Origin of the sequence: Rhodococcus koreensis, assembly GCF_017068375.1 — a bacterium.
GTDB lineage: Bacteria > Actinomycetota > Actinomycetes > Mycobacteriales > Mycobacteriaceae > Rhodococcus_F > Rhodococcus_F koreensis.
In genome coordinates this window covers 755,442-780,502 of sequence record NZ_CP070610.1, presented here as the reverse complement: position 1 = coordinate 780,502, position 25,061 = coordinate 755,442, and the positions used below count along the sequence as shown (strand labels likewise).

Sequence of the window (25,061 nt, the reverse complement as noted above, 5' to 3'; positions counted from 1 at the left end):
GACACGCCGACTCGGTTCCAACGGAGATGGTTGGGACGGTGGCAGCGTGCATGTCGAAGGGTTGGTAGTCGGCGAAGGGCAGCCCATGGCTGGTGCAACGGTGGCCGGGTCCGCGGTGGTGAAGTTTCGTCGAGCGCTTGACGGCCAGGTCGAGGAGATGGCATGGGACGATGTCACTGGGGATCGATTGTCGTCGGCAGCGCCGTGGAGAACCTTCCGATGGCATGACAACCAGCAGCATTATTCGGGCGCCTATTGGTCAGCAACCGAGCGCGGCCACGTCATCTACGAGTCGCGGCTCGAGCTCGCGCATCTTCTTTTCGCGGATTTCGATGATGAGGTCAATCATATTGTTGCGCAGCCGTTCCTGATGACGATGACGGTGGATGGTCGAGTGCGCAAGCATGTTCCGGACTACCTGCTGATCACCGATACGGGCCTAAAAATTTTGGATGTCAAGCCACGAGATCGGCTGTCCAAACCCAAGGTTCGATTCACTTTTGGATGGACCCGCGCGTTGGTCGAAGGGCGGGGATGGCGGTTTGACGTCGGCAGCGAGCCACCCACCGTACAGCTCGATAACGTGCGATTTCTGTCCGGCTTCCGACGAGACTGGTTATTCGATCCAACCCTGATCGGTGAGCTTCAGGCACACGATCTACACGGCCGAACGATCGCGGATGCATGTCGAGTATTGCCCGATCACCCTGCACCGCTGGTTCGTTCGGCCATCTTCCATCTTCTGTGGAGGCGTCAGTTGTTGGTCGACATGACTCGTCCGCTGCGCCCGTCGCAGATCCTGACGAGAAGGGAGGGGTGATGCAGCGGGCTGGCGTTCGGGTGGGTGTGGGCACCCGGTTCGTACTCGACGGTGAGGCTGCCGAGGTTGTCGAAGTCGCCGCGAACGACCATGGCGTCAGTGTTGGTCTCCGGATCGGTGCGGGCCGGCGAATGGTGATACTCGGTTTGCGTGAGCTGCTGGACTCCCGCCGGGCCCGGCCCATCGCAGACTGTGGTGATACCTCGGCGGATGAGCGCGGAGAACCCGCGAGCATCATCCTTGCCGAGTTGTCGGCAGTTCAGCGGGCGAGGGTGCTGGAGCGTGCGGGGCATATCAGGGAGGTGTTGACCGGATACCGCGCCGGGAGTGTCGGATTGGCCGCGGCCGGTGAACCCCGGACCGGATTCGATCCTTGCCTGCCGTTGACCAGACGGTATGAGGCCAAGGCCGCCGAACTCGGTGTTGGAGTCCGCACCATCAAGCAGTGGGTTTCGCTGTTCCGGGCAGACGGCGAGGCTGGGCTCGCGCCCAAGCCGTCGATGCGCAGGGGCGTGGTGGGTAACTCGGACGAGCGGTGGGTTGAAACCGCCCTGGAGGTGATGGTCGAGCATGTGGACCAGTCGCGTCCGTCGCGGACGATGGTGATCGAGCGGACCAATGCGCGGGTCGCGGCGCGGTTCGGTGAGGGTGTGGTGCGGGTGCCGTCGCGGGCGACGGCGTTTCGGGTGCTCGAGCAACTGGAGCGGAGGCATCCGACGTTCCGGCTGAGTACGAAACGGAACCGTGATATCGCCGCTCGACCGGCGGGGGTGTATGGGAAGCTGCGGCCGACCCGACCGGGGGAGTACCTGCTGATGGACACGACCCGGCTCGATGTGTTCGCGGTCGATCCGGTGACATTGCGGTGGGTGCAGGCCGAACTTACGGTTGGGATGGATTGGTACACACGCTGTGTCGTCGGGATCCGGGTCACGCCGGTGTCGACGAAGGCGGTGGATGCGGCCGCGACGTTGTATCAGGCCTTCCGGCCGCGACCTGCGGGCAAGGACTGGCCCGCGCATGCGGTCTGGCCCGAGCACGGCATTCCGCGGTCGCTTCTGGTCGATGTCGAGGCGATCGACGGGCCGATGGCCGGGGCGGCGTCTCCGGCGATCGTGCCCGAGACGGTCGTGATCGATCACGGCAAGATCTACGTGTCGGAGCATTTGACCAGCGTGTGTCAGCGGATGGGCATCTCGATTCAACCGGCGCGGCTGCGGACCGGTCGCGATAAGGGGCCGGTGGAGCGGTTCTTCCGCACTATCCGGGAGGACCTGCTGCAGGCGCTGCCCGGGTACAAGGGTCCGGATGTGCATTCGCGGGGTCTGGCGCCCGAGTCGGAGGCCTTCTTCTACCTCGACGAGCTGGAGGACATAATCCGGGAATGGGTGGCGGTGGTCTATCACCATCGCCCGCATGAGGGTCTGCTGGATCCGCATTTGCCGACCTTGGAGTTGTCGCCGGCGATGATGTTCGAGCACGGCATGGCCCGCGCCGGGTACATCGAGGTGCCGCGCGATCCGGATCTGGCGTACGAGTTCCTTCGGACGCACTGGCGCACCATCCAGCACTACGGTGTCGAGATCGCGGGGCGCCGCTACAACGGCCCCGGACTCGACCCGTACCGGAACGTCACGAGCGGTTACGGCGGGGCGGCCCACGGGCGGTGGCCGATTCAGGTCGACTCCGACGACATCACCCGCGTCTACTTCCGCGATCCCGACTCGCGGCGGTGGCACACCCTGGAATGGGAACACGCTCCGTCACTGCAGATGCCGTTCAGCGAGGATGCATTGGTGTTTGCGCGCCGGTTGGCGAAGGAGAAGTACACCTATCCCGACGATCGGATCGCGGTCGCCGACCTGCTCGAGCGCTGGAGCCTCGGGCTCGGGTCGAGCATGCAGGAGAGGCGGGTGGCGTTGCGGCTCTCCCGCGAGCCCGCAGACCTGGAGGTGACGGCCGCGGCGCCTTCCGCAGAGGTGGGCGACGACGACAGCGACGACGAGCTGGACCTGCCCGGTGGCGATCCCGGTGCCGGCCCGATCGATGAGGACGACTTCTACGCCGAGGCGCTGGAGGACGTGTGAGCGGCGATGCCGACGAAATCACCGACGCCGAACGGCGGTTGGACAATCTCACCCTTGCCCGCAAGGAGGGATGGCAGCGGTTCGCCACCGCTCCGACGCGGACTCAGCCGGAGGTGATGACCCGACAGCAGATCACAGCGTTGGGTGTGGCCGCGCGGGCGGAGTACGACCGGGCACGGCGGATCTGGCACGCCAACCTCGGCCCGCTCAAGACGCCGCAGCTGGCCGAGTTGCATGAGGACCTGTGGGACATCGTCGACAGCAACTGCCAGGATGGGGACAAGGCCAAGGGGGCGGTCGGGATCGATGCGCTTCCGGGGCTGGGCAAGACCACCTCTGTGTTGGCGTTCGCGAGGGAGTTCCATTGCCGCGAGATCGGCGACTTCGGTACCCGGACCGCAGCCGGTCACGAGCGCTGGCCAGTGTGCCGGGTGGGGCTGACCGGGAACACCGGGATGAAGGAATTCAACCGAGCGATGCTGAAGTTCTACGCCCACCCGGGCACCGAGCGCGGCACCGCCGCCCAACTCGCCGACCGCGCACTTGACTGTGTACTGTCCTGTGAAACAACGCTATTGGTGGTAGATGACCTGCATTTCCTGCGGATGCGAGCCCAGAGTGGGGTCGAGATCAGCAACCACTTCAAGTACATCGCCAACGAATTCCCGGTCACCTTGATCTTCATCGGCGTGGGTCTTGCCGCGCGTGGCCTGTTCTCCGAAGGCTCCTCCTACGCCGAGGCGGTGCTCGGGCAGAGCGGGCGTCGGACGACCCCGCTGGGCATGCGTCCGTTCGTCGTGGACACCGAGGTCGGGCGCCGCGAATGGCGACAGATCCTGCTGGCCCTCGAACAGCGTCTCGTGCTAGCCGACAAACACCCCGGCATGCTCGCGGACCACCTGTCGGACTATCTGTTTGCCCGATCGACCGGGCACATCGGTTCGCTGATGACACTGATCAACCGTGGCTGCCAACGCGCTGTCCGCACCGGCGCGGAGCGGCTCGACACTGAGCTGCTCAATCGGGTCCGGGGCGACGCGGCCGCCGAGAAAGCGCGCCAGGAACTGCAGGCGGCCGTCGCGGCCCGGCGCATCACCACAATCCCGATGCGGGAAGCGGTGTGAACGCGAACCGCACACTGCCCATCCGGGTCCCGCCGCTGCCGGGCGAGGCGCTCGACTCGTGGCTCGAGGCGATCGCGCACCGCACCCGCACCGCGTGGGCGGACCTGACCGCCGCGGTCGTACTCACCCCGCCGACGCCCGGGGGATTTCGGCACAGCGATTGGGCCGTGTTCTTGAGCGGCGGCGAAGCGGCGGGGATCGCGGCCGCCACCGGCGCCGCTCCCACGACGGTCGAGGCGATGACCTTGGCCCGCTTCGACGGAACCGCGGTGGACATCGACCGCGCCCGGCGCCGCGTGGTCTGCACGTTCCCCTGGAGTCGGCCGCACGGAGCGCGGTACTGTCCCGACTGCCTCGCCGAGACCGGCGGGCGATGGCAGCTGCAGTGGCGGCTGGGTTGGGCGTTCGCCTGCACCATTCACCGATGCCTGCTCGCCGATAGCTGTCCCCGCTGCTTCCGGCGCCAGCGCGGGCAGCCGACCCCCGGCGACACAATCCCGGATCCCGGGCGCTGCGGGCGCCCGGCCCGTCGGCACGGCGGCGCCTCGGCGCCTCCGCGCTGCGGCGCCGATCTCACCCGCACCGACGTAGCCCGCTTCCCGGCCGGCCACCCGGTCCTGGTCGCCCAGCAGATCGTGTGCGACACCATCGCCGCGGGCACCGGATCGTTCGGCGTGTACGCCGAACGGCCGCTGTCGACGCGAGAGACCCTCGCCGACGTGCGCACCCTCGCCGCACGTGCGCTGTGGCACGCACGCCATGAGGACCTCGCCGCCCGATTACCCCCCGAACTCGCCACGGCCTACCGACAAGCGAAGGCGACCAACGGATCCCGCGACTGGCCCAACCCGCCGGACAAACCCGGATCCTGGGCGCCGACACACGCTGCGCTGGCCGCGGCCGGCGTCACCGTCGCTCTGCAGGTGCTCGATGCACCCGACATCGCCTCCGCCGGTGATCGGCTGCGGTGGCTGATGCGCGGCGGCCACCACAGCGGCCTGGTCATCACTCCCAAGACCGTCCGCTCGTGGGGCCGCGACACCAGCGCAACACTAGAGGCGGTGCAGCTGAGCGCGCTGACCCCGCTGCTGCAACCGGTCCACCAACTGCGGTACCGCACCACCGCCGACTACCCAGGCCACCCCGAATCGGACGAGCGTCGCGTCGACCGCATCCTTCGCCGCCTACCCACCCTGCTCTGGCCACAATGGTCCCTTCGATTCGCGCTGCCCGGGTGCGGTCACACCGAGACCAGCGCGGCACTCGCCGTCGCGACCCTGCTCGTCGGATCCCGACTCAGCCGAACCACCGCCGCCGACATGCTCGGCGCGGCGGCAACACCGCACTCGATCTCACGGATCCTCAGTCAGCTTGCCGCGCACCAGCACTGGCCCGACGCCAGTGCCGCTCTCCTCCGCCTCGCCGACTACCTCGACATCACCGAGGTGCCGATCGATTACGCCCGCCGACGCGCCCTGAACTACGAGGACCTACTCCCCGACGAGCAGTGGACCGACATCTGCCGGCGCACCCTGACCCCGCCCGGGGACGCGACCAAGACCGATGTCATCCGACGCTGGCTGTTCCAACGCCTCAGCGGCCTGCCCGCCCACCGCGCACCCAGTGCCAACAGTAACTACGCATTCCACACGAAGCTCGCCGCGCTGCCGCGCCACCTGACGCCCGACCTCGCCGCACACCTCGATCACACGGCCCGGCAATTCCTCACCCACCACGGCCTCGGGGAGGAACCGATCACCTGGCACCCACCCCTCGACCTGATTGCTGGATTAGACTTGCCCGCAACCAATCCGGAAGCCATCGACATCACCACCCTGCACCGACTGATCCGATACGAGCGACGTTCCTACTCCGCGGCCGCCGACCGACTCGGCACAAGTATCGACACCGTTCGCCACCTCCTCGAAACCCACCCCGCCCCAGAATCGGCGGCCCAGCTCCGCATCCGGGGCCACGCGTTCGCGCGAGTACGCGCCGCACTTCCCGAAAACACATTCATCGAGCTCTATCACCGCCAGAACCGCAGCCTGCGCGAGATCGCACGCAGCCTCGACGTCAGCAAAGCGACCATTGCGGCCCTGGCCCGCGACTACAGAATCGAACTACGGCGACCACAACCACGACCATGCATCGTCATCGACAGAGACTGGCTCCACGACCAATACGTCACCCGCGGGCACACGCTCACCCAAATCGCCCACGAGACCGGTGTCAACCGCGGCACCATCAAACGCTGGCTCACCGTCCACAACCTCCCCTGCCGAACTACCACCCACCGCGGCGGCCGTTCCGCCGCCGGAGTAGTGCCGACTCCTACCCTGCTCCGGCCGACACTGGTCCGCCCATACGGCCGTCAACGACTTCAACGCTTCATCACGGCAACCGAACACCGGACTATCGATGCCGCAGCGCGCACCATCGGAATCACACCGTCCACGTTGACAATCCAGATAATAAGGCTCGAACGAGAACTCGGTGGCGAGCTCCTGGTTCGTGCTCATGGACACCACCCGATGAGCCTCACCCCACTGGGAGCGGAAGTACTCGCCGTAGCCCGAGACCTTGAAGTACCCATACTCGCGCCGCTGTAAGAAGTGTCGCAGATCGGAGACACGCGAAGTGGTCACGTCGTGAGACAGAAATCGATCGCACCTGGTCAGTACGGCCGAGACATGCCACCGGCTCGGAGAACCTACAACAACCCCGCCGCCCGCTGGACCTTCTGCACTCTGTGTCATCACCGCGGCTATCACAGCCGCGCCGACGCCAAAGCCGTCCGCAAGAGACACCCCGGCGAGAAGGGACTCGCCGTGTTCGTCTGCCCGCACACCACCGGACTGTTCCACATCGGGCACCGCCCAGAAGCGTTGACCAGCGGTCAGATCGATCGGCACCGACTGCGAAACCAAGCAGTCCGAACAGCACGAAGTCAGCGACAATGACCTGCACCAGCATCACATCAGGGGAATCCCACGTCCGCTCGGACGCGCAGCCTCCCAAGTGGTCGCCCCCGTTCTCGGCGCGGGAACTTCACTCCGACAGCAGATTCGAAGGCAATCCACCTAGGTGTAAGAACTGCCCGCAACCCTCCGGCACTCGATACATAAGCATGTGACATTGTAAGGTAGGTTGCAATCGGTGAGGGATCCTTCGATATCTCACGCCCGGGCAGGGCCAGCCATGAAACAGGCAGGGGGTGAACTGCCATGAACGACATGACCCACGTCGACGCGCGCAGCAGTGCCCCCGACAACCCAGCAGTGTTTCGTTGTCATCGACTCGCCCGCTCCACTGCCCGAGACCGGCTCGGGCGTGGGGACGTGCCGTCCGCCCAGAAGGATGCCCCCATGTGCCGCTCGAAAGCCCACGGAAGTGGTCGCCGTTGCCCCGGTTGCGGAAGCTACAAGGCCGCTGCAAAAGCCAACGCGAACAGACGACTGGGCCGTGAAGCTCGGAAAAAGGTGGTCGACCACCTGAAAGAGCAGGGGATGGCCCTGACCGCGGCGGCGGTGCAGGCGGCACCCCCGAGTGTCCTACCGGAGCTGATGTCGGCGTTGGGAATCGATTCCTCGGTGCTGGGGGACACCCCGATGCCGAGCGTCCACGCCAACCCGCCGTCGGCGAAACTGCTGATCGCGCACGCCGAAGCCGAACGCGCGACACTCACCGCACCGCAGATCACCCCGGCGCAGGCCGCGGTGGAGAAAGCTGAACAGCGCGTTACTGCAGCTGATGCGGAGGCCGAGGACGCGCGGAAGGCCGTCAATCGGCTTCGCGCCCGGCTGCGGAAGGCGAAGAAGGCCGCCGCGGAAGGGACCGGAGCAGAGTCCGAGGTCGCCGCGAAGCAGAAGGACCTCGACGACGCCAAGCAGGCGCATCTCGACGCCAAAAGCAGGCAGGTCGAGGCCCGGGAAGATCTGGCCGCCGCCAAGTTCGGGATGCGCGACGACATGGCCACCGACGCCGAACGCGACGCCTACTACGCATCCCTGTCCGATGACGAGGTCGACACGATCACCCGAGCGTTGAACCGCCGCTCCGCAGCTGCAGCGGCGCAGGCGCTCTCCGAGGGTGGCCGGCCCGCGCTGGCGTCGGCTCCCCGGGACGCCACCGTCTACATCGCGGGGACCATCGTGATGGAAACCGGCTCCGGTGTCACCGACGTCGAGGGACGCATCCTCGACGGCGGCACGGCCATCTACCGGCGCGCCGCCTCGGACTTCGTCATCTTGCAGCGCAGCGGCGACGCCTACCATCCGGTTGCCCAGGCGCACGGCAAGAACGATGCTCTGGCCAAGGCCAACCGCATCCCCGTCATGACCGGGCCCGATCCGTTGCCCGCGCACGCCACCGAGATGCAGAGGCAAGCCCACGCACTGAAGGGGGACGTCGCCCTCGTCGTGGCTCGCCGAGCAGTCGACGGCTACGCCGTAACGCCGGCGGCGCAGCAGGCGACGATCGACGAGGAGATGGCCGAGGCCCGGGACAAGCTGACCGATTCGGTCGGCGGCGGCCCCGTCCGCGCGGACATCCACGACGGCGGCAAACGGCACCGGCGGGTACTGCGGGAGAAGGCCGCGGTCGAGGCCGGCGAGCAGGCCCGCGCGACAGCACTCGCTGTCGGCGCCACCACGGCCGAGGCCGACGCCGCCTATGCCAAGGCACACCGGCGCACCTTGGGAACCCAGACGGTCGGCGGAGGCACCATCCCGCACTTCGACCACGACATCCCACCGCAGAGCCTCGGCGCCGACAACCACGCCAGCTTGTGGCGCAGCGGAATACGCGCCTACGGCAAGGAAACCGCCGACGACTACCCGGTGATCGCCCAGCGGGCCGGGGACCTGAAGGCATGGGGATTTACGACCGGACCCGGCGGGCACGTGCAAACCTCGAACATCGGCGCGCTGACCACCTCGAACGCGGAATTCGTGCAGAAGGTGCTCAGCTACCAGGAGCGCAGCGCACTGACCACCTACACCGGCGGCAGCTACCGCTCGATCAACGCCGCCATCACCGGCCGCGACCCGAACCCGTCCGGACACATCAAGACCGTGGTGTCCCAGCTGGACTCGGCATTCGACAAGTTCCGCGGCCACAACCCGAACACACAACCGATGACACTGGTCCGCGGCACCCAGATCCCGAGCGGGTGGAAGGGCAGCACCGAGGAGTACATCGACTCGGCATTCACCGTCGGATCGCGGATGGAGATCGGCAAGGTCACCAGCTTCTCCACCAACCACGGCACGGCACACAACTTCGCCGGCCACCCGCCGTACATGATGGTCGTCCGCACCCGGGACGGGCTTCCGGTCAAATCGATCTCGAGCTACTCCTCCGAAGACGAGGTCGTCCTCCCGATGGGCACCCACCTGCGCTGCGTGAAGGTCGACCACCACGGCATCAGCGGCCGGCCGACCGTGTACATGGTCGCCGAAGACCTCGTCGCCGAAGCCGACGACGGCACCGGCGGCAGCGCGACCAAGGCTGCGTAACCCATTCTCCACCAGGTAAAATGACACGTCCCCTCCCGAGAGGGGCGACGACGGAAGGACCACCACCATGGCCGCACTCAACGACGAGCAACTCGACGAGATCCGCCGGCACCTCGACGAAGGCATGACCCCCGACGCCATCGCCGACTACCTCGGCCGCGTCGCCGACCTCGACCTGATGGACATCGTCACCATCCGCTCCGCGGCCGTCGCCCTCTCCCGTGGGGAGACCCCATGACCGCACCCACCGCGGGCAGCGACACCGCACTGCTCGCCCGCTACGGAAACGCCCTGACCGGCCTGGCCGCCGGCGACGCCTGGGGCTATCAGGTCGAATTCACCAGCTACACACGGATGCCGGCCTACCCGGTTGCCCCACCGGCGGGCCGGTGGGTTATCTCCGACGACACCCAGATGACCATTGCCCTTCATCGGGCTCTGGCCGAGGTCCACGACTTCGACGACATCGAAACGGTCACCGCCGCCATCACCCGGCAGTTCCTGCTGTGGCAGGTCGACCCCGACAACACCCGCGCCCCGGGCCGCACCTGCATGACCTCGCTACACAACCTCCGCGCCGGTGCCCGCTGGTACGACACCGACGGCGCCGTCGAATCCGCCGGCTGCGGGGCCGTGATGCGCCTGGTCCCCACCGCCTTCACCCCCGACCCGTATTGGTTGGGTCTGACCGCCCTGCAGGCCGTGATCACCCACAAGCACCCCCGGGCCGTCGTCCCGGCGTTACTGCTTGCCGACGCCACCCGCCACGCCCCCGAGTACCGCGGCCGGTTCCTCGCGCACGCCCTCACGACTGCCGCGCAGATCTACAACGGCACCAGCACCTGGACCACGGATCCCTACCTGCGGGATGTCCTCGCCCCGATCACCGGGGACGTGTCGTCCTACCTGGTAGAAGGGCTTAACGACGGGACCGCGGACATCCTCACCGCCGCCGCGGGCCGCCTCGAACAGCTCCGCCACCTGCCGCCGGCCGAATTCGGGGACCCCTGTGCCGGGATCGGTGAAGGGTGGGAGTCGGCCAGCGCGGTCGCCCTGGCCCTGCTGGTCGCCGACCTCGCCACCACCTCCGACAATGATCCCGCGGCCGCAGCCCTGACCGGGCCCGAAGCGCTCGCCTGGGCATCAACGAGCAACGGCGACTCCGACTCCATCGCCTGCATCGCCGGCGGCCTCATCGGCTCCGCCCACCCCGAGAAGGACTACTGGGCCGCAGCGGGCCTGACACCCACCTTCGAGCCCCGCTACGCCGACGAAATCTTGGCCGCGGCCAGCCAGCTCCCCGTCGGTGCCCCGGCCGACTGACACTCCTGCCGCGTCTTGTTCTCGCGACGTATCGCCCCGCCCCTTTCATCGCATCAGGTCGTCGGTCGGGGCGGTTGCCGCATTGGACTTGATCGACTCGATCCCGGTCTGGGCCGCCGCCTTCGAGGTGTAACCCTGACTGGCCGCGATGATTTCGCCGTTCGCAGCCTTCAGGTGAAAGGCGAAACTGTCCGGCGGTGTCCTTGAACAGCTCGAACTTCGCAGTCATCGCTCCTCCTCCGATGAGTCCACGAGTGTCGCGGACCCCGTGCGACTTCACGGTAGGTCGACCGAGAGCCCACCGGCGGCAGAACACTCTTTTCCTCCGGTACTGCCAGTAGGGTCGTCTGGTCCGTACCGAAGAACTCGAGGGGTGGATCTGTGGCACGCAAGGTCGTAGTAGAGCTGGCCGACGACATCGACGGCACCGTCTTCGGCGACGACGGTGAGAGCATCCACTATGCCGTCGACGGTGTCGAGTACGTGATCGACCTGAAGGACGAGCACGCGAAGGAACTCCGGGAGACCTTCGAGTACTACATCGCCCACTCCACCAGGGTCGGCGGCCGCAAACACCGGACGGACCGGCAGGTCAACCCCGCTACCGCGACGCGGTCGTCGGGTAAGACCCAGAAGATCCGAGCGTGGGCGATCGAGCAGGGCTACGCGCTCTCCTCCCGCGGTCGTATCCCCGCAGAGATCGAGCAGTGGTTCCGCGACGCCCATTGACGCACGTTTCCGATCGCCACTGTGAGCGCCGGGGCCAGTCGGAATACCACCAACTCGTCCGCTGTTGAAAAGGCTGACGGTGGCGCGCATACCCCGGGTACCACACCAGAAGAGTCGCTGCGAGCGACCACTTGCCGAGAGGCGATATGGCATCACCGTCCCCCGACCGGGTAAGACCTACAGTGCGTAGCGTTCCCGGGTGAAGAGGGGATGAGGAGCCGCTGTCACCGGGGAAGGCGACAGCGGCTTCCCCATTTATCGGATAAGCTTTGTCACAGGGCATCCCGGGTGATCGACCCCGGATCCAGATCTCCGCGCTGCCCTTTGAAACTGGGATGCCGAAGCCCGCCCGGCAGATATTCGCGATACGCGACGTCCACCACGACCACCGGATCGACCCAGCGCACCATCCCGTGCTCGGCCGCGGCCGCGACCTCGGACTCTGCTCCGAGCGGGCTGGTACGGCGTTCGAGGAGGGCCAGCTTCTCCTTCAACTGGCGACGCACCGCCATGGTGAATCCGGTCCCCACCGCACCCACATAGCGGAGAACCGCGTCGTCGTCGTATGCGCCGAGAACGAGGGCGCCGACCAGGTGGCGCTGAACACCGCCACCCGGGACCCAGCCGACCACAAGGGCAGAACTTCTGGTGCGTAACAACACTTTCCGCCACGACCGGGAGCGCTGACCGGGCAGATAGGGCGAGGACACTTTTTTGAAAATCGCGCCTTCCATCAGGGAAGTGCGGGCCGCCTCCAGAATGACCGCGCCGTCCACGGATACCCAGTGCGGCAAGAACTGGACGGGCAGGCCGGGCCCGTGCAGCTCGTGGCCGAGGTCGCTCAGGGTGGCACGGCGCTCCAGATACGGGGCCGCCGTCAGATCACCGCCGTCGGCAGCGAGAACGTCGAACGGCAGGTACGTGACCGGCACCTGCCGGCGCAGGGCCGTGGTCGGGCGCAGAGTGTTCGCGCGCTTCTGCAGGCGGGCGAACGACGGCCGCCCCTGGGTAAGGGCCACGATCTCACCGTCGAAGACGATGCGGCCACCCCGGTCGAACTTCTCGGACAGCGCCGCGGCCACCTCCGGGTACGAGGAGGTGACGACGTTGAGATTGCGGGTCCACAACACCGGCCGCTCCCCCCCGCCGACCGCAGCTAATAGGCGGAAGCCGTCGTACTTCATTTCCGCCGCCCAGTCGCCGGTGTTCTCCGGTGGGTCACCAGGGGAGGCCAGCATCGGCGCGATCAGCCGCATGAGCCGATTGTGCGCCCATCTGCCCAGCTCCGGCGACCTTTTCCGGGTCACGGCGCCGAGGGTGCGGCGCGATCCCGGCCCCATCCGGGACCGCCCGGACTGCTCGACCGCCGGTGGCATGACACCCTGTCAGTCGACACGTCACGCCCGCCGAACGCCGGAAGGACCCCGCACCACCCATGACCACCTGGACCCTCTGGATCGGCGCCCTGTTGGTCGTCGGCGGCTCGGCCGCCCAGCTCACACATCACACCGGAGCGGCCCGCGCACTCTGGGTGCTCGCCGTGCTCGCCTTCATGACCACGACCGTCGGGGCGGTGACCGCTGCCGAGTTCTCACTGCCGTTGGTGCTGATCCTCGTGGGCGCGATCGCGGCCACCTGCGCCCTGATCACGGTCACCCGTGAGCCGACAAACGCCAATGCCGCCGCGCGACCGGGCGCGCGGTGATCACCGCGGTCTGCGCCGTGGCCTTCGGTGTCCTGCTCGGGGGATCGGACCTGGCGGACCGGTGGCGCACCCGCCGGTCGGAGCGGGCGCGTATCGCCGAGATCGCCGCCGGTCTCGACCGCTTTCAGTGGTGGGTGCTCGAGGATCTCGCCGCCGCACGCCAGGCGTTCCTGTACCGAGACCGCGCAACCGGGGACGAGGAGGTTCGGGCGTTCCTCGCGGCCCGCGAGGCCGCCATCAACGTCGGTATCCCCGACGAGGTGGCGGTGTACCGGCTGGCTGACCAGATGATCGGGGAACGGGACCAGCAACGGCTGGGATAAACCCGTCCGTAGCGGTGCGGCCTCGGAAGTGTCCGACGGGCCCGGCCGTACCCATCAGGTCCGGGGCGCGCACCGCGTAGGTGCCGGTGACAGCAGGTCGATCGTCGGCTCCGCCCCTTCATGCAAGAGCCACAGGCCGCCACACACCGATCTGCGGAACCCCGCAGATCAGGACCGGGAACGGGTCACCGGTCTGGGCAGTGAGTGGCGACCTGTTGCTCGTCGCGATCGTCACAGTAGGTCGTCCCTCTGACATTTAGCCTCGGAGGGAGTTCGCCCTCGACGAGATACGCCAGCTCCTCGACTCCCTGCAGATGCTGGCCTCGGACCAGCCTGTCGAGGACAAGGCGGCAGCACGCACTTCTGTCCGAATGCCAAGCCCGCGCCGAGGGAAGCTGCCGCACACTGCGGAAACAGGTCGCCTACGCCGAAGAGTTGACCGCACTTCTCGCCGGGCGTTCACCCGCGATCGCTGCGCGGCGGCCGGACGAGGTGCGGGCCGATGCTTCCCGGGCATAAAGCCCCACCGACCCGCACCACGCTCTGTGCCCCCGATGTTCGAATGGGGAACCTGCTGGGCAGACGCACCCGAACCCTCCGAGCGGGGCAGTGGCGAGGCTACCACTCGATCGAACAGGTGTGCGATTGAATTGCGTCAATCGGCGCCATTTGGTCCCAACGGCAACCCGTTGGGGCCAGGTCAGTGCTTGGTGGGGTGGGAGGGCTGCGGGTGCCCAGCAGCGGCGACCGAGAACTCTGGGCGCCGCCCTACCACCAGTCTCGGGTCTGGCAGTGCGATCCCGCCCTGCTTCGGTGCGCAAGCCCGTCTGCTGAGCGGGTGTCGCGTCCGCGCACTCGTCTGTCGGTGACGCTCGGTAAACTCGGGGTTGTTCTGTCGAGCATCCCCCCAGATTTTGCTCGCGGAACACCCCCAGTGGCCCGGCATCACCCCCCGATGTCGGGCCACACCCATGTCGGAACCGGACGACTCATCGAGTGCGCGTTGTCATCTGCAGACAAAGGCCTTGAAACGGGTCTTGAACGGGGGTTATGACACTTCCCCGTCGCTTCGGTCCGAGGGTGTTGAGCCCCCGCCGCTGGTATGTGGTTACTCCGGGTTACAGCTACCTCTTCTGCATGATCGGCTGCGGTTGTAGGCTTCCGCGCATGACTGACAGCGGACGTGAACTCGATCTCGTCATCTACGGTGCCACCGGGTTCGTCGGGAGGTTGCTCGCCGGCTATCTCGCACGCACCGCCCCGGACGGTGTGCGGATCGCTCTCGCCGGACGGTCCCAGGCGAAACTCGGGGCAACGCGGTCCGCGCTCGGGGCCCGCGCCGCCGAATGGCCGATCGTCATCGCCGAATCCAGTGACGCCGTCGCGCTCGCCGAGCTCGCGTCCCGTACAAGGGTTGTCGCGACCACGGTGGGCCCGTATGCGAAGTACGGCACCGAACTCGTGGCCGCCTGTGTTGCCGCCGGCACCGACTATGTGGATCTGACCGGAGAGGTGTTGTTCGTTCGCGAGAGTATCGACGCCCACCACGACAAGGCCCGCGCCAACGGTGTGAGGATCGTGCACTCCTGCGGCTACGACTCCATTCCCTCCGACCTGGGCGTGCACGTGCTGCACCAGAGAGTCCAGGCCGACGATGCGGGGGAACTGGCCGACACCACCCTGGTCGCGTCGCTGAGCGGCGGCGTCTCCGGTGGGACGATCGACTCGCTGCGCACCCAGATCGACGTCTCTCGCAAGGATGCGGCGTTGCGTCGGCTCGCCGGCTCCCCGTACGCGCTGAGCCCCGATCGAACGAAGGAACCCGACCTCGGCCGACAGTCCGACGTCGCCGTGGTCGACGGCGCCGACATCGACCCGCAGGTACGCGGGTGGAAGGCCCCGTTCGTCATGGGCTCGTACAACACCCGCATCGTCCGGCGCAGCAACGCGCTCCAGGGGTGGGCGTACGGGCGCACCTTCAGATACCGGGAGGTGATGAGCGTCGGCGACTCGCGCCTGTCCCGCGTCTACGCGGCCGGTGTCGCGGCAATCCTCGGCGGGCTCGTGCTGGGACTCAGCGTTCCGCCCACCCGGTTTCTCCTCGACCGCATCCTCCCCTCACCCGGCGAGGGTCCCAGCGAGAAGACCCAGCGCACGGGCTATTTCGCGATGGACATCTACACCACCACCACGACCGGCGCCCGCTACGCGGCACGGGTGAAGGCGCAGGGCGATCCCGGATACCGGGCCACCGCGGTCCTACTGGGGGAGTCGGCACTGAGCCTCGTCCTGGACCGCGACCGCCTCCCCGACGAGGCCGGTGTCCTCACCCCGGCCACCGCGCTCGGCGACGTCCTCGTCGAACGACTGCGCAGCGCCGGCGTGGAGATCTCCGTGCGCAAACTCTGAGGTGCACTCCGCGTGGAAGGCGTTGGGCCGTGCGGACACATGCAGGAAGGCTCCTGCCCTGCGGCGCGGCACCTCGGAGCTGTCCACGTACTCCTCGGCCGGCCCGGTAGGGGCGCCAGGTGGGCGGGCGCCGACCCGGTTGGGGTGATCCTCCTGTTGCGTCGAGGGTTACAGGCCCGACGCGAGAACACCGGCGGTCGGCTGTCGTGGCTGCGTGTGGTTGCCGAGATCGAGGCGACCCGATCGCCGCGGCGATCAGGTCCCGGTGCGGTGCTGGTGCACGCGCGAGGTCGCTTCCCGGGCCGTCGGGGGATAAGTGCAGGCTGTCGGGGACATGTCATCTTCCCAGGTGGAAGCCGTACTTTGCCGAGCTGGCTCCTGCGAGTCTCCGCGCACGGTGGCCACGCGTACAAGTTCCTCCGGAGGCCATCATCATCGGGCCCGTACCTTGCAAGCTATCGCTGTAGTGTTACCGACGCGGATTGCAACCGAACGAACACCTGCAATCGCCGAGAAGGCAATGAACAGGAAGGACTCGTGCGAAGATGGCCAACCCACATCGACTGACCACCGATCAGGTCCTGGAGTTGATCAAGGAGGAAACCGGCACCGAGCTGTCCGCCTCGACGTTCCGCGGGTACGTCACCCGGGGGCAGGCACCGGCGCCGGTGGAGAAGATCGGTCGCACTCCGCTGTGGAAGCGCTCGGAGATCATCGAGTGGGCGAACAACAGACCCGGCCAGGGCGCGCGCACCGACATCCCCAAACGGCGCCGCCGCCGCGCCGACTGATCACACTTCATCCCCACGACACGCAGGCTGCCGCGAACCGACGAAACCGGCTGTCCAACAGTCGGATCCCGGTGAAGGCTTGCGGTTTTCCGGGTAAGGGAGCCCGTGCGGGGCTGTGGTGCACTTCGACCGGGGACGCCAGGACCGCTACGATCGTCCGCGGCTTGCGGGGGTCGGCTTCGCACATCAACGACAGCGCAACGACACAGGGGGAACGCACACACATGACAGCTGGTGAGGTCACACAGGCGGAGAAGGATGGAGCCGAGAAGTACAGCAGGGCCGTCCTGGCGGCGTACGACACCTTCGTCCTGAAGTGGAGCAACACCTACGCCTGGCGCTGCCCCCGCAAACGGCTCCTCACCCACTACAACACCCACCTGGGCGCACGGCACCTCGACATCGGCCCCGGCACCGGCTGGTACCTCCACCAGACCACCTACCCGACCGCGGCGCCCGAGATCACCCTGATGGACCTCAACACCAACACCATGGCGATGACCACCAGCCGCCTCGCCGACCGGAATATCACCCCCGTCGTGCACACCGGAAGCATCCTCGCCCCCATCGACCCGAGTGTGGGTGTATTCGATTCGGTGGCAGCGAACTTCGTGTTCCACTGCGTACCCGGAACCTGGGCGCAGAAGGGGCAAGCGTTCGGGCACATCGCCCGGGTCGTCGCCGACGACGGTGTGTTCTTCGGATCCACCATCCTCGGAACCGGAGTGCAGCGCAACCTCGTCGGCCGCACCCTCAACGCCCTCTACAATGGGCCAATCAAAGCATTCGACAACCGGGCCGACGACCTGGATGGCCTGCGCACCGCACTGTCGGCGGCATTCGAGACGGTCGATGTCACCGTCGTCGGGACAGTGGCGGTCTTTGCTGCGCACCGGCCGCGGCGCATCCCGCCGCAGTAGTCCGGGCGGACAGCCCAGTCCGCCTGGCGAACGGGCAGACTGTGGCCGGTCTCGCTGCGCCGTGTCGTCAGCCCATCGCGGTGGGATCGGAAGTGAGCCAGGGGACTACCCGCGGGATGACGAGGCACGCGGCTTACGTCGTTACCGGGCGGAAGTTATCGGACTTCGATGGTTTCAGCCAACCCGCTCGAGGTTGCACGCGATGATTTCGCACACGATGCCGGTCGACCCAGAGCGTCGGCTCGGGCGGTCGACGACATGAGCGACCGCCACGAGCGCGAACGGCTGCATTGCGCCGGCGGTCCGCGCTGCCACGTGTACCGGTCATCAATTCGCCCGCGGATGCTGTTGCCGGGCCGCGCAGGGCCTCGTCCGCCGGTTCGAATCGTCACCGGCGCAGGATATCCGGGTGCCCCGACATTCTGCGGAGCAAAACTGTGCTGACGTCGGGTTTTGGTTGGATAGCTGCGATAACTGAAAATATCGTCGCCCAGTGCGCACAAACCATGAGTGACGCGCTCAAGTTGCAATTCGTTCCCTGGGGCTGGCTGTAGGTTCTACATTGTTGCTGCTAGTCCGGTCCGGGGGTGTAACGAACAAAGTGCCTGACGAGGGAATCCGGCACGGGTCTCGGCGATGCAAATGCCAGGTTTACTCCGCTGAGTGAACGGCGGACTGTGTCGGGGCAGCTCGCCATGAACGGTGGGGCGGCTACTGGAGAAATATCTGGCCGTCTGACTACGGACGAGGTGGACGAGTCAGGGAGCGTGCGGCTTCTAATCGCGTGCTTGTTCCACGACCCAGGCTGCGACCTGTGTCCGGGAAGTGAATCCGAGTTTTGCCAGAATGTGCTCGACATGTCCTTGCGCTGTCCGCGGGGAGATCACCAGGCGGTTGGCGATAGCCGGGTTGGTCAGCCCTTCAGCGATCAATTCGGCAACTTGACGTTCCCTCTTGGTCAGGCGTGGCGAGGTGTCGTCGACAGGTGTAGATGCGCTCGACGGCTGCTCATGGAGGGCGTAGGCGATCGCCGCATCGAAACTAAGACTTCGGCCCCTGCGGTGGGCCGTCGTGAAGGCACTCTCGCCGAGTTTCTGCCGTATCTTAAGTTCGTACTCCTGTTGATGAATAAGCAAATTGGAATGAACTACGGTAGGGGCTCCCATTGATCGCGCCAGCTCTTCTGCTGCCCCCAGCAGAACCGCAGCTCGCGACTCGTCGCGTCGTTCGCAGGCAATCCAGGCCAGCGCTTCGAGACATGAGGAGGCGACGCGCGGGCTGTGAACTTGCCGAGTCAGCACCAGAGATTGTTCAAGCAGTCGCATTGCACGGTCGGTGTCACCCTGTCGCCACAGAACGATGGCTAGGGCCCACAGCGAGTACGACCGATACATTCTCTCGCCGTGCTTTTCGGTAATTGCGAGAACATGCTCGTAGCACTCGACGGACTGCTGCACCAAGCCGCATAGTCCATATGCCAAGCCCAGCCCATAACGGACGCTGATTTCGTGTGCGCGCTTGCCTTGTTTGCGGAATTCCGCCTGGGCGCTTTCGAGGCGCGGGTAGGAGCGGGCGGGATCACCGTTGTAGAGGGCCAGCATGCCGTCAGCACCGTCGACGAGGGCGCGCATCATTGGGTCGTCTGTTTGCTTTGTCGCTACGCGCCCCTTCTCCACGAGAGCTGCGCCGGCCTGGAAGTCGCCCTGCATGCTTGCCATCACGCTGGCGCAGTAGAGCGCTTTGACCCACTCGACGGTAGGTGGACCGCTATGGCGGGCAAGTAGGTTATTGAGCCAGCGCTTTGACTCGTTGTAGAGGCCCTGGGAGCCCCAGACCCAATAGAGCGCGGTGGCAATACGAATGCCATTGGGTAGATCGTCGGTAATGCAGAACTCGAGAGCTTCCCGGAGGTTCGGTTGTTCCCGTTTCAGGCGGGCGATCCAGTCGAGTTGGCGGGCACTGATCCAGTCGGCCTCCGCGTTCAGCGCCAACGCCTCGTACCAGTCCCGGTGCCGTCGACGCAACGCCACAGCCATACCGGTCTGCTCGAGTTTCTCGTACCCGTACTCGCGGAGGGTCTCGAGCATCCGGAACCGCACGACCGACCCCTGCTCTTCGCGGATCAGGATCGACTTCTCCACCAACGACGTCAGCGTGTCCAACAGTTCGTCCGGGTCGAGGCCCTCGCCGCACACCTGCTCCGCGGCATCGAGTTCGAAGCTTCCCGCGAACACCGCCACCTGTCCCCACACCAGTTGTTCACCGGCGGTGCACAACTCGAAACTCCAGTCGATGCACAACCGCAGGGTCTGTTGCCGCGTCGGCGCACCCCGGCTGCCGCGGGTCAGCAGGGTATAGCGGTCGGTCAGGCGCCCCAGGATCTGCTCCGGCGACATCGCCCGCAACCGCGCCGCCGCCAGTTCGATCGGCAGCGGCAATCCGTCGAGACGATGGCAGATCCCCGCCACGGTCGCCGCGTTCTCGTCGGTGAGCGCGAAACCCGGGACCGCGGCAGCGGCGCGTTCGGCGAACAGCGTCACCGCATCGTATGTGGGCAACCCCCGCAACGACGGTGTCCGCTCCGGATCCGGGACACCCAGCGACGGAACCCGCAGCACCGCCTCCCCACCGATACCGAGCGGTTCACGGCTGGTCGCCAGAATCCGCAACCGCGGACACACCCGCAGCAGGGGACCCACGAGTTCGGCGACCGCGTCCACCATGTGCTCGCAATTGTCGAGAACCACTAGCACTTCCCGCGGCACGAGGAACTCGACCAGCACCTCATGCACCGGCCTCGCCGACTGGTCCCGCACCCCCACCGCGGCAGCCACCGCGTCGACCAGCGACTCCTTCCGCAACTCACCCAACTCGGCCAGCCGCACACCGTCGGCATACTCGCGCCGCACAGCCGACGCGACTCGCAAGGCCAGCCGGGTCTTGCCCACACCCCCGATCCCGGTCAACGTCACCAACCGGGACCCGCCCAGCAGGTTCTTCGCCTCGGTGAGCTCGTGCCGGCGGCCGACGAAACTGGTCAGCTCCAGGGGAAGACCGCCCGTCGTACCCAGCGTGGAGGGCGCCGGCGAGCCTCGTCGGCCGCGCAACGTCGGCGGCAGGTCGTTCCCCTGCGTGCCCGATTCGGCGCGGAGGGCCATCTCGTCGACGGGGAGTCCGTGGGCGCGTTGCAGGGTACGCAGCTGTTCCCCGAAGGCGGCGGCGGTGGCCGGGCGCTGACCGGGCTCGCGGGACATCGCGCGGGCGATCACCGCGGACACATCCTCCGGGATCCCGTGCTCGCGCAGGTCGGGCACCTCCTGCGTGGTGATCCGCAGGAACTGGGCGACGACCTGTTCGCCGCAGCGACGTTCGAATGCGGCATGTCCGGTCAGGGCACTGAACAGGGTGGCGCCGAGCCCGTAGACGTCGGCCGCCGGGCTCGGCGGGTCACCGCCGAGCACCTCCGGTGCGGTATACGCCGGCGACCCGGTCACTGCACCGGTGGCCGTCTCGAAACCACCGGAGATGTGCGCGATACCGAAATCCGCCAACTCCGGCTCGCCGTACTCGGTGAGCAGGATGTTCCCGGGTTTGACGTCGCGATGCAGGATGCCGAGCCGGTGCGCCGTCTCCACCGCACCGGCCATCTTCACCCCCACCCGAAGCACCTGATCCGACGGCAGCGGGCCGCCCCGCCGGACCCGGGCCTCCAGTGAATCCTGCGGGTGATACGGCATCACGATGTAGGGAAAGCCGCTGTCGGTGGCGCCGACCTGCAGGATGTTGACGATGTTCGGGTGCCCGGTCAGCTGGCCCATCGCCCGCTGTTCCCGGAAGAAGCGGGCCCGGTTCTCGTCGTCGAGTTCGACGGTGAGCACTTTCACGGCGACCGTGCGATCCAGTTCCGCCTGGGTGCAGCGGTAGACCACGCCGAACCCGCCGCGTCCGATCTCCTGGACGTCGCCGAAACCAGCTCCACCGAGTTCGGCGGCCGGGGGCGGCGGGTACCGCTGAGTGTCGAGCGGATCACCTTCACCCATCGGACGGTCTACTTACTCCGTCGGCTAGTGGTTTCCGTGCGCTGGTCCCGACAGCACGACCAACGCGGATATAACTCTGCTCCCTTGAAGGCCAGTTCAAGGATATCGCTGGCTCCTTAACCTCGGGAGTTGTCCCTCACGTACCGGTGGCGAACTGGTAGCGCAGGGAAGGCTTGGGTTGAGCAACGCCGGCCGGGGTACCGAGCTATCGAATTATTGGTTGTCCTCAGTGACTCGGGGTCGGCACATCGAAGACGGCGAGCAGGTGGGCCAGCGTCACGTAGTACCCGGCGAGGACCACGAGATCAACTATGAGAGCTTCACCGAGAACGTCCCGCAATTCTTGGTACGCAGACTCGTCCAGCGAGGGCACTTTCTCAGCAAGGCTGCGACAGAATCGGTGGACTGCTGCTTCTTGTGCGTCAGCGCCTTCGAACGTCCCTGCCGCGAGTTGCTCGAGCTCGACCGGGGATAGGCCTGCCGCAAGCCCAATCCGTTCGTGGGCGTACCGCTCGAACTCGCACGCCGTGACGCTAGCCACGGCGAGAATCGCAATCTCTCGCAGCCGTTCGCTTATCTCCACCTCGAAGCGCAGAGCCGACCCCAACTCCTGGAGTCGCCGACCGACGGCCGGCTCGTGGAGCATGACACCGAATGGTCCGACCAGACAACCACGCTCGTCGGTCAATTGAAAATGCTGAGGTCCGGTTGCTCGCCGTCCGCCGGCGATCATGCGGTAGAGGTCCTCCTGTGCCGCCGTCAACTGGTCCGGTGCCAGGTTGGTCAAGCGCATGTCAATCTGCTTTCTCGAAGGTGCTTGGTGGAGTGGTGACAACCGCCTAGCGGTCGCCCGAATAGCGCTGACGGCATTAGCCACGCGCTATCTGGCCAGGAGCCATAGGTTGGAAGCTGAAACAGCCAACAACGAAGAGAATATTCTACATTATCGGTAAGCAGGGTTATAGCTTAGAATGGAAACAAAGGCGGCTCGGCCGAACTGTAGGGCAGGGCGAGGACGATGGAGGATTTCGCGTGGACGTCGCACCAGTCGATCAGCGTGAGCCGCGGCGTCGGTCCGGAAAGCGGACTCAGCTTCCGGATCAAGTGAAGGCCTATGTTCGGGAGCTGATCACCTCGGGGCAGGTCCGTCCGGGGGAGTTCTTGCGGATCGAGCGGATTGCCGAGGCGCTCGGGACCAGCCAGTCACCGGTCCGCGAAGGATTGCTGTCTCTGGCGAACGAGGGACTGTTGAATTTTCTGCCGCGCCGTGGATTCGTAGTTGCACCGATCACCGCAGAGGACATCAATGATCTGTACTGGGCGCAGGCGCAGGTGGCAGGCGAACTCGCTGCACGCGCGGCCGCAAAGATCACAGACGAGCAACTCGATGTCCTTGCGGCGAACGTGAAGCAGTACGCACAAGCCGTCAAGTCCGGCGATTGGGAAGCGATCCCGGAGATCGGTCTCGAGTTTCACAACGAGCTCCACCGCGCCGCGCAGGCACACAAGCTGGTAATGCTTTTCGACCACATCACGTCCAACCTGCCCAACCGCTACTACTCCGCCGGCAACCCGAAGCACACCGGCACGGAGCACCCCGCTCTACTCAAGGCATTGCGCAATCGGGACGCCGAAACAGCCAGACAGCTGATGTTCGACCACATCCTCGGGCAGGGCCATCGCTTGGTCGAGATCCTTGCGGAGCGAGGACTGTGGGCAGATTCGGCTCAGCTCGAAGAAGAAGTGTGATATTCGAGCGGCGCCACGCACTCCTGCGCGCCGAGGCCTCTAATGACGGAGGCCACGCCGGACACCCTCTCGAGATTCATGATCGAGTCCACGGCCGCCTCCGCTGCTTCCGGTGAGAGCACACCCTCAGCGTTGAGAAGGAACTTCGCGACCAGCTGATCGTCAGTGGTCCCCACTCCTCCGCTGGCCTGCGGGGTGCCCTTGGGGTAACGAAGCTCGGAGACATAAGTCTGGCCATGGGCATCGATCTCCAGCCGCGATGGACGGGCAGCCGGATCTGAAATCATGGACGGGATCCACTCTGGGTGCCGTTCATAGCTGATGCGGGTCATGAGATCGAGGACCTGGTCGTCGAACACGATCTCAGGAGACTGCCAGCGCTTGCTGGGCGGGAGTTGTTGGACGCCGACTGCAAGTCCGTGCGCAATGCTGAACTGCCCGTCGACCGCACGGTTGATGTCAGTGGTAAGCCAGGAGGCGCGCTCGACATGCCCCTCGCCCCAAGCGCGGATCGCATCGATCTCGGTCGGGCGAATGTTGTTGTCGCGCAATGTGTCGTTCACGAGGTCGAGCAAGCCATGCAGAGCACGGCAGTGAGGGTAGTGCTTGAACGAGTTCTCGGCGGGAAAGTGCCAGGTGGAACCGATTTCGTGGGTGATGTTCTCCGGTACCCATCGCTTTGTACCAATGAAGCGCGGATAGCCGAATTCGTCGTCGTCGAACGTCTGCACGTCACCTGTATGTCCCAGCAGTGCCATGTGAGCGGCAGTCAGGGCAGACTGGACTACGGGCCCCGCCATCGTGTACTTGATCGTCGAGATCGGGATGTGCTCGATCCACGAGCGATGGGAGTTTGCGGGCGTAATTCCCGCGGCGATGCCCAACGCGTGGGCCGTGACTTCGGCGGTTGCGCTGCGCAGCTTGGTGATGGCGGCGGTGGCACCGAAGATGGTCGAGGTATAGCCGAGGACTGCCGGCATCGTGACCGTCTCACCATCGACGTCTCGGATGTAGTCCATCGCCTTGCCGAACCGGTTCGAGATCTCGTGCGCGAGGGCGGTAGCGAGGATCAGATCGGTTCCATGCGCGTTCGCGGACTCGGCAATGGCGACGGCTCCCGGGAGCACGTACGGCGACACGTGCCCCGGCGGGAGCACCGCGTCGAAGTCCAGGGCGTTGATGAGCTCGCCGTTGGCGAACGCAGCACCAAACACGGACGAACGAATCGTCGAGCCCAAAATTGTCGCGGTGCGGTCTTCGCCGCCGAGAACCTGCGCATACTGGATCCCGATGCGGCCCTTGAGATCGTCACCGGCCGCGATGGCGCACCCGATGGAGTCGAGCAGGATTCGCTTGGACTCGTGAACCACGTCGTCCGGCAGGTCGTCGAAGCTCGCTTGCTCGACGAACTGTGCGAGCTTTTCGCTCGTCGCCGTCATGTTCCTACCTCTCGTCAACGAAACCGCCGGCCGTCATATACTGCCGCGCGGAGGTCTGGGTTATAGATAATGTGAGTGCTCAA

Annotated in this window: 18 protein-coding genes and 1 pseudogene; 14 read left to right on the top strand and 5 right to left on the bottom strand. The window is 66.2% G+C overall.

What is annotated here, in order from left to right; translation table 11 throughout:
* The first annotated feature begins 46 nt into the window (after window positions 1-46).
* The 7 genes from JWS14_RS44525 to JWS14_RS44495 all read left to right on the top strand — a co-directional run bounded on the left by JWS14_RS44525 (window position 47) and on the right by JWS14_RS44495 (window position 10,873).
* Window positions 47-820, top strand: a complete 774-nt coding sequence (locus JWS14_RS44525; RefSeq protein WP_241031798.1) for a TnsA-like heteromeric transposase endonuclease subunit — start codon at window positions 47-49, stop codon at window positions 818-820.
* On the top strand, window positions 820-2,907 hold the full coding sequence (locus JWS14_RS44520; protein WP_206016663.1) for a helix-turn-helix domain-containing protein: 2,088 nt from the start codon (window positions 820-822) through the stop codon (window positions 2,905-2,907). The genes JWS14_RS44525 and JWS14_RS44520 overlap by 1 nt, the downstream gene beginning before the upstream one ends.
* Window positions 2,904-4,031, top strand: coding sequence for an AAA family ATPase (locus tag JWS14_RS44515; RefSeq protein ID WP_206016662.1), 1,128 nt, complete (start codon window positions 2,904-2,906; stop codon window positions 4,029-4,031). The genes JWS14_RS44520 and JWS14_RS44515 overlap by 4 nt, the downstream gene beginning before the upstream one ends.
* Window positions 4,028-6,643 (top strand): TniQ family protein, encoded by a 2,616-nt coding sequence (locus JWS14_RS44510; protein ID WP_206016661.1) that lies wholly within the window; start codon window positions 4,028-4,030, stop codon window positions 6,641-6,643. The genes JWS14_RS44515 and JWS14_RS44510 overlap by 4 nt, the downstream gene beginning before the upstream one ends.
* Window positions 6,644-7,540: 897 nt before the next feature.
* Window positions 7,541-9,550, top strand: a complete 2,010-nt coding sequence (locus tag JWS14_RS44505) for an ADP-ribosyltransferase (RefSeq protein WP_206016660.1) — start codon at window positions 7,541-7,543, stop codon at window positions 9,548-9,550.
* Between the two features lie 67 nt (window positions 9,551-9,617).
* Window positions 9,618-9,788 carry a helix-turn-helix domain-containing protein gene (locus JWS14_RS44500; RefSeq protein ID WP_005574598.1) on the top strand — a complete coding sequence of 57 codons (171 nt, stop codon included), beginning with the start codon at window positions 9,618-9,620 and terminating at the stop codon, window positions 9,786-9,788.
* Window positions 9,785-10,873: an ADP-ribosylglycohydrolase family protein gene (locus JWS14_RS44495; protein ID WP_206016659.1), complete on the top strand. Its 1,089-nt coding sequence runs from the start codon at window positions 9,785-9,787 to the stop codon at window positions 10,871-10,873. The genes JWS14_RS44500 and JWS14_RS44495 overlap by 4 nt, the downstream gene beginning before the upstream one ends.
* Before the next feature lie 45 nt (window positions 10,874-10,918).
* Here the strand turns inward: JWS14_RS44495 and JWS14_RS44490 are convergent.
* A pseudogene (locus JWS14_RS44490) lies at window positions 10,919-11,102 on the bottom strand (YegP family protein).
* A gap of 152 nt (window positions 11,103-11,254) precedes the next feature.
* Here JWS14_RS44490 and JWS14_RS44485 point away from each other — a divergent pair.
* Window positions 11,255-11,602, top strand: coding sequence for a histone-like nucleoid-structuring protein Lsr2 (locus JWS14_RS44485; RefSeq protein WP_206016658.1), 348 nt, complete (start codon window positions 11,255-11,257; stop codon window positions 11,600-11,602).
* Between the two features lie 272 nt (window positions 11,603-11,874).
* Here the strand turns inward: JWS14_RS44485 and JWS14_RS44480 are convergent, their stop codons facing one another.
* A complete protein-coding gene (locus tag JWS14_RS44480; RefSeq protein ID WP_206016960.1) occupies window positions 11,875-12,858 on the bottom strand; it encodes an ATP-dependent DNA ligase in 984 nt (327 codons plus the stop codon).
* A 179-nt stretch (window positions 12,859-13,037) separates the two neighbouring features.
* Between JWS14_RS44480 and JWS14_RS44475 the strand changes: the two genes are divergently transcribed.
* The 5 genes from JWS14_RS44475 to JWS14_RS44455 all read left to right on the top strand — a co-directional run bounded on the left by JWS14_RS44475 (window position 13,038) and on the right by JWS14_RS44455 (window position 17,750).
* Complete coding sequence (locus JWS14_RS44475) at window positions 13,038-13,307, top strand: hypothetical protein (RefSeq protein ID WP_206016657.1); 270 nt, start codon at window positions 13,038-13,040, stop codon at window positions 13,305-13,307.
* Window positions 13,304-13,630, top strand: coding sequence for a hypothetical protein (locus tag JWS14_RS44470; protein ID WP_206016656.1), 327 nt, complete (start codon window positions 13,304-13,306; stop codon window positions 13,628-13,630). Before JWS14_RS44475 ends, JWS14_RS44470 begins: the two co-directional genes overlap by 4 nt.
* A 1,167-nt stretch (window positions 13,631-14,797) precedes the next feature.
* Entirely contained in the window at window positions 14,798-16,039 is a 1,242-nt protein-coding gene (locus tag JWS14_RS44465) for a saccharopine dehydrogenase family protein (protein WP_206016655.1), read from the top strand.
* A 545-nt stretch (window positions 16,040-16,584) separates the two neighbouring features.
* Window positions 16,585-16,830, top strand: coding sequence for a helix-turn-helix transcriptional regulator (locus JWS14_RS44460; RefSeq protein WP_206016654.1), 246 nt, complete (start codon window positions 16,585-16,587; stop codon window positions 16,828-16,830).
* A gap of 224 nt (window positions 16,831-17,054) precedes the next feature.
* Window positions 17,055-17,750, top strand: a complete 696-nt coding sequence (locus tag JWS14_RS44455) for a class I SAM-dependent methyltransferase (protein ID WP_206016653.1) — start codon at window positions 17,055-17,057, stop codon at window positions 17,748-17,750.
* A gap of 776 nt (window positions 17,751-18,526) precedes the next feature.
* On the opposite strand, the gene JWS14_RS44450 is transcribed toward JWS14_RS44455, so the two are convergent.
* Together JWS14_RS44450 and JWS14_RS44445 are read right to left on the bottom strand one after the other, a co-directional pair.
* Window positions 18,527-21,790 (bottom strand): protein kinase domain-containing protein, encoded by a 3,264-nt coding sequence (locus JWS14_RS44450; protein ID WP_206016652.1) that lies wholly within the window; start codon window positions 21,788-21,790, stop codon window positions 18,527-18,529.
* 226 nt (window positions 21,791-22,016) lie between these two features.
* Window positions 22,017-22,478, bottom strand: a complete 462-nt coding sequence (locus JWS14_RS44445) for a carboxymuconolactone decarboxylase family protein (RefSeq protein ID WP_206016651.1) — start codon at window positions 22,476-22,478, stop codon at window positions 22,017-22,019.
* Between the two features lie 344 nt (window positions 22,479-22,822).
* Here JWS14_RS44445 and JWS14_RS44440 point away from each other — a divergent pair, with 344 nt between their 5' ends.
* Entirely contained in the window at window positions 22,823-23,539 is a 717-nt protein-coding gene (locus tag JWS14_RS44440; RefSeq protein ID WP_206016650.1) for a GntR family transcriptional regulator, read from the top strand.
* Here JWS14_RS44440 and JWS14_RS44435 read toward each other — a convergent pair.
* The gene (locus JWS14_RS44435) at window positions 23,518-24,978 is read right to left on the bottom strand and encodes an MmgE/PrpD family protein (RefSeq protein ID WP_206016649.1); all 1,461 of its coding nucleotides are present in this window, start codon (window positions 24,976-24,978) and stop codon (window positions 23,518-23,520) included. The genes JWS14_RS44440 and JWS14_RS44435 overlap by 22 nt on opposite strands.
* Window positions 24,979-25,061 lie beyond the last annotated feature (83 nt).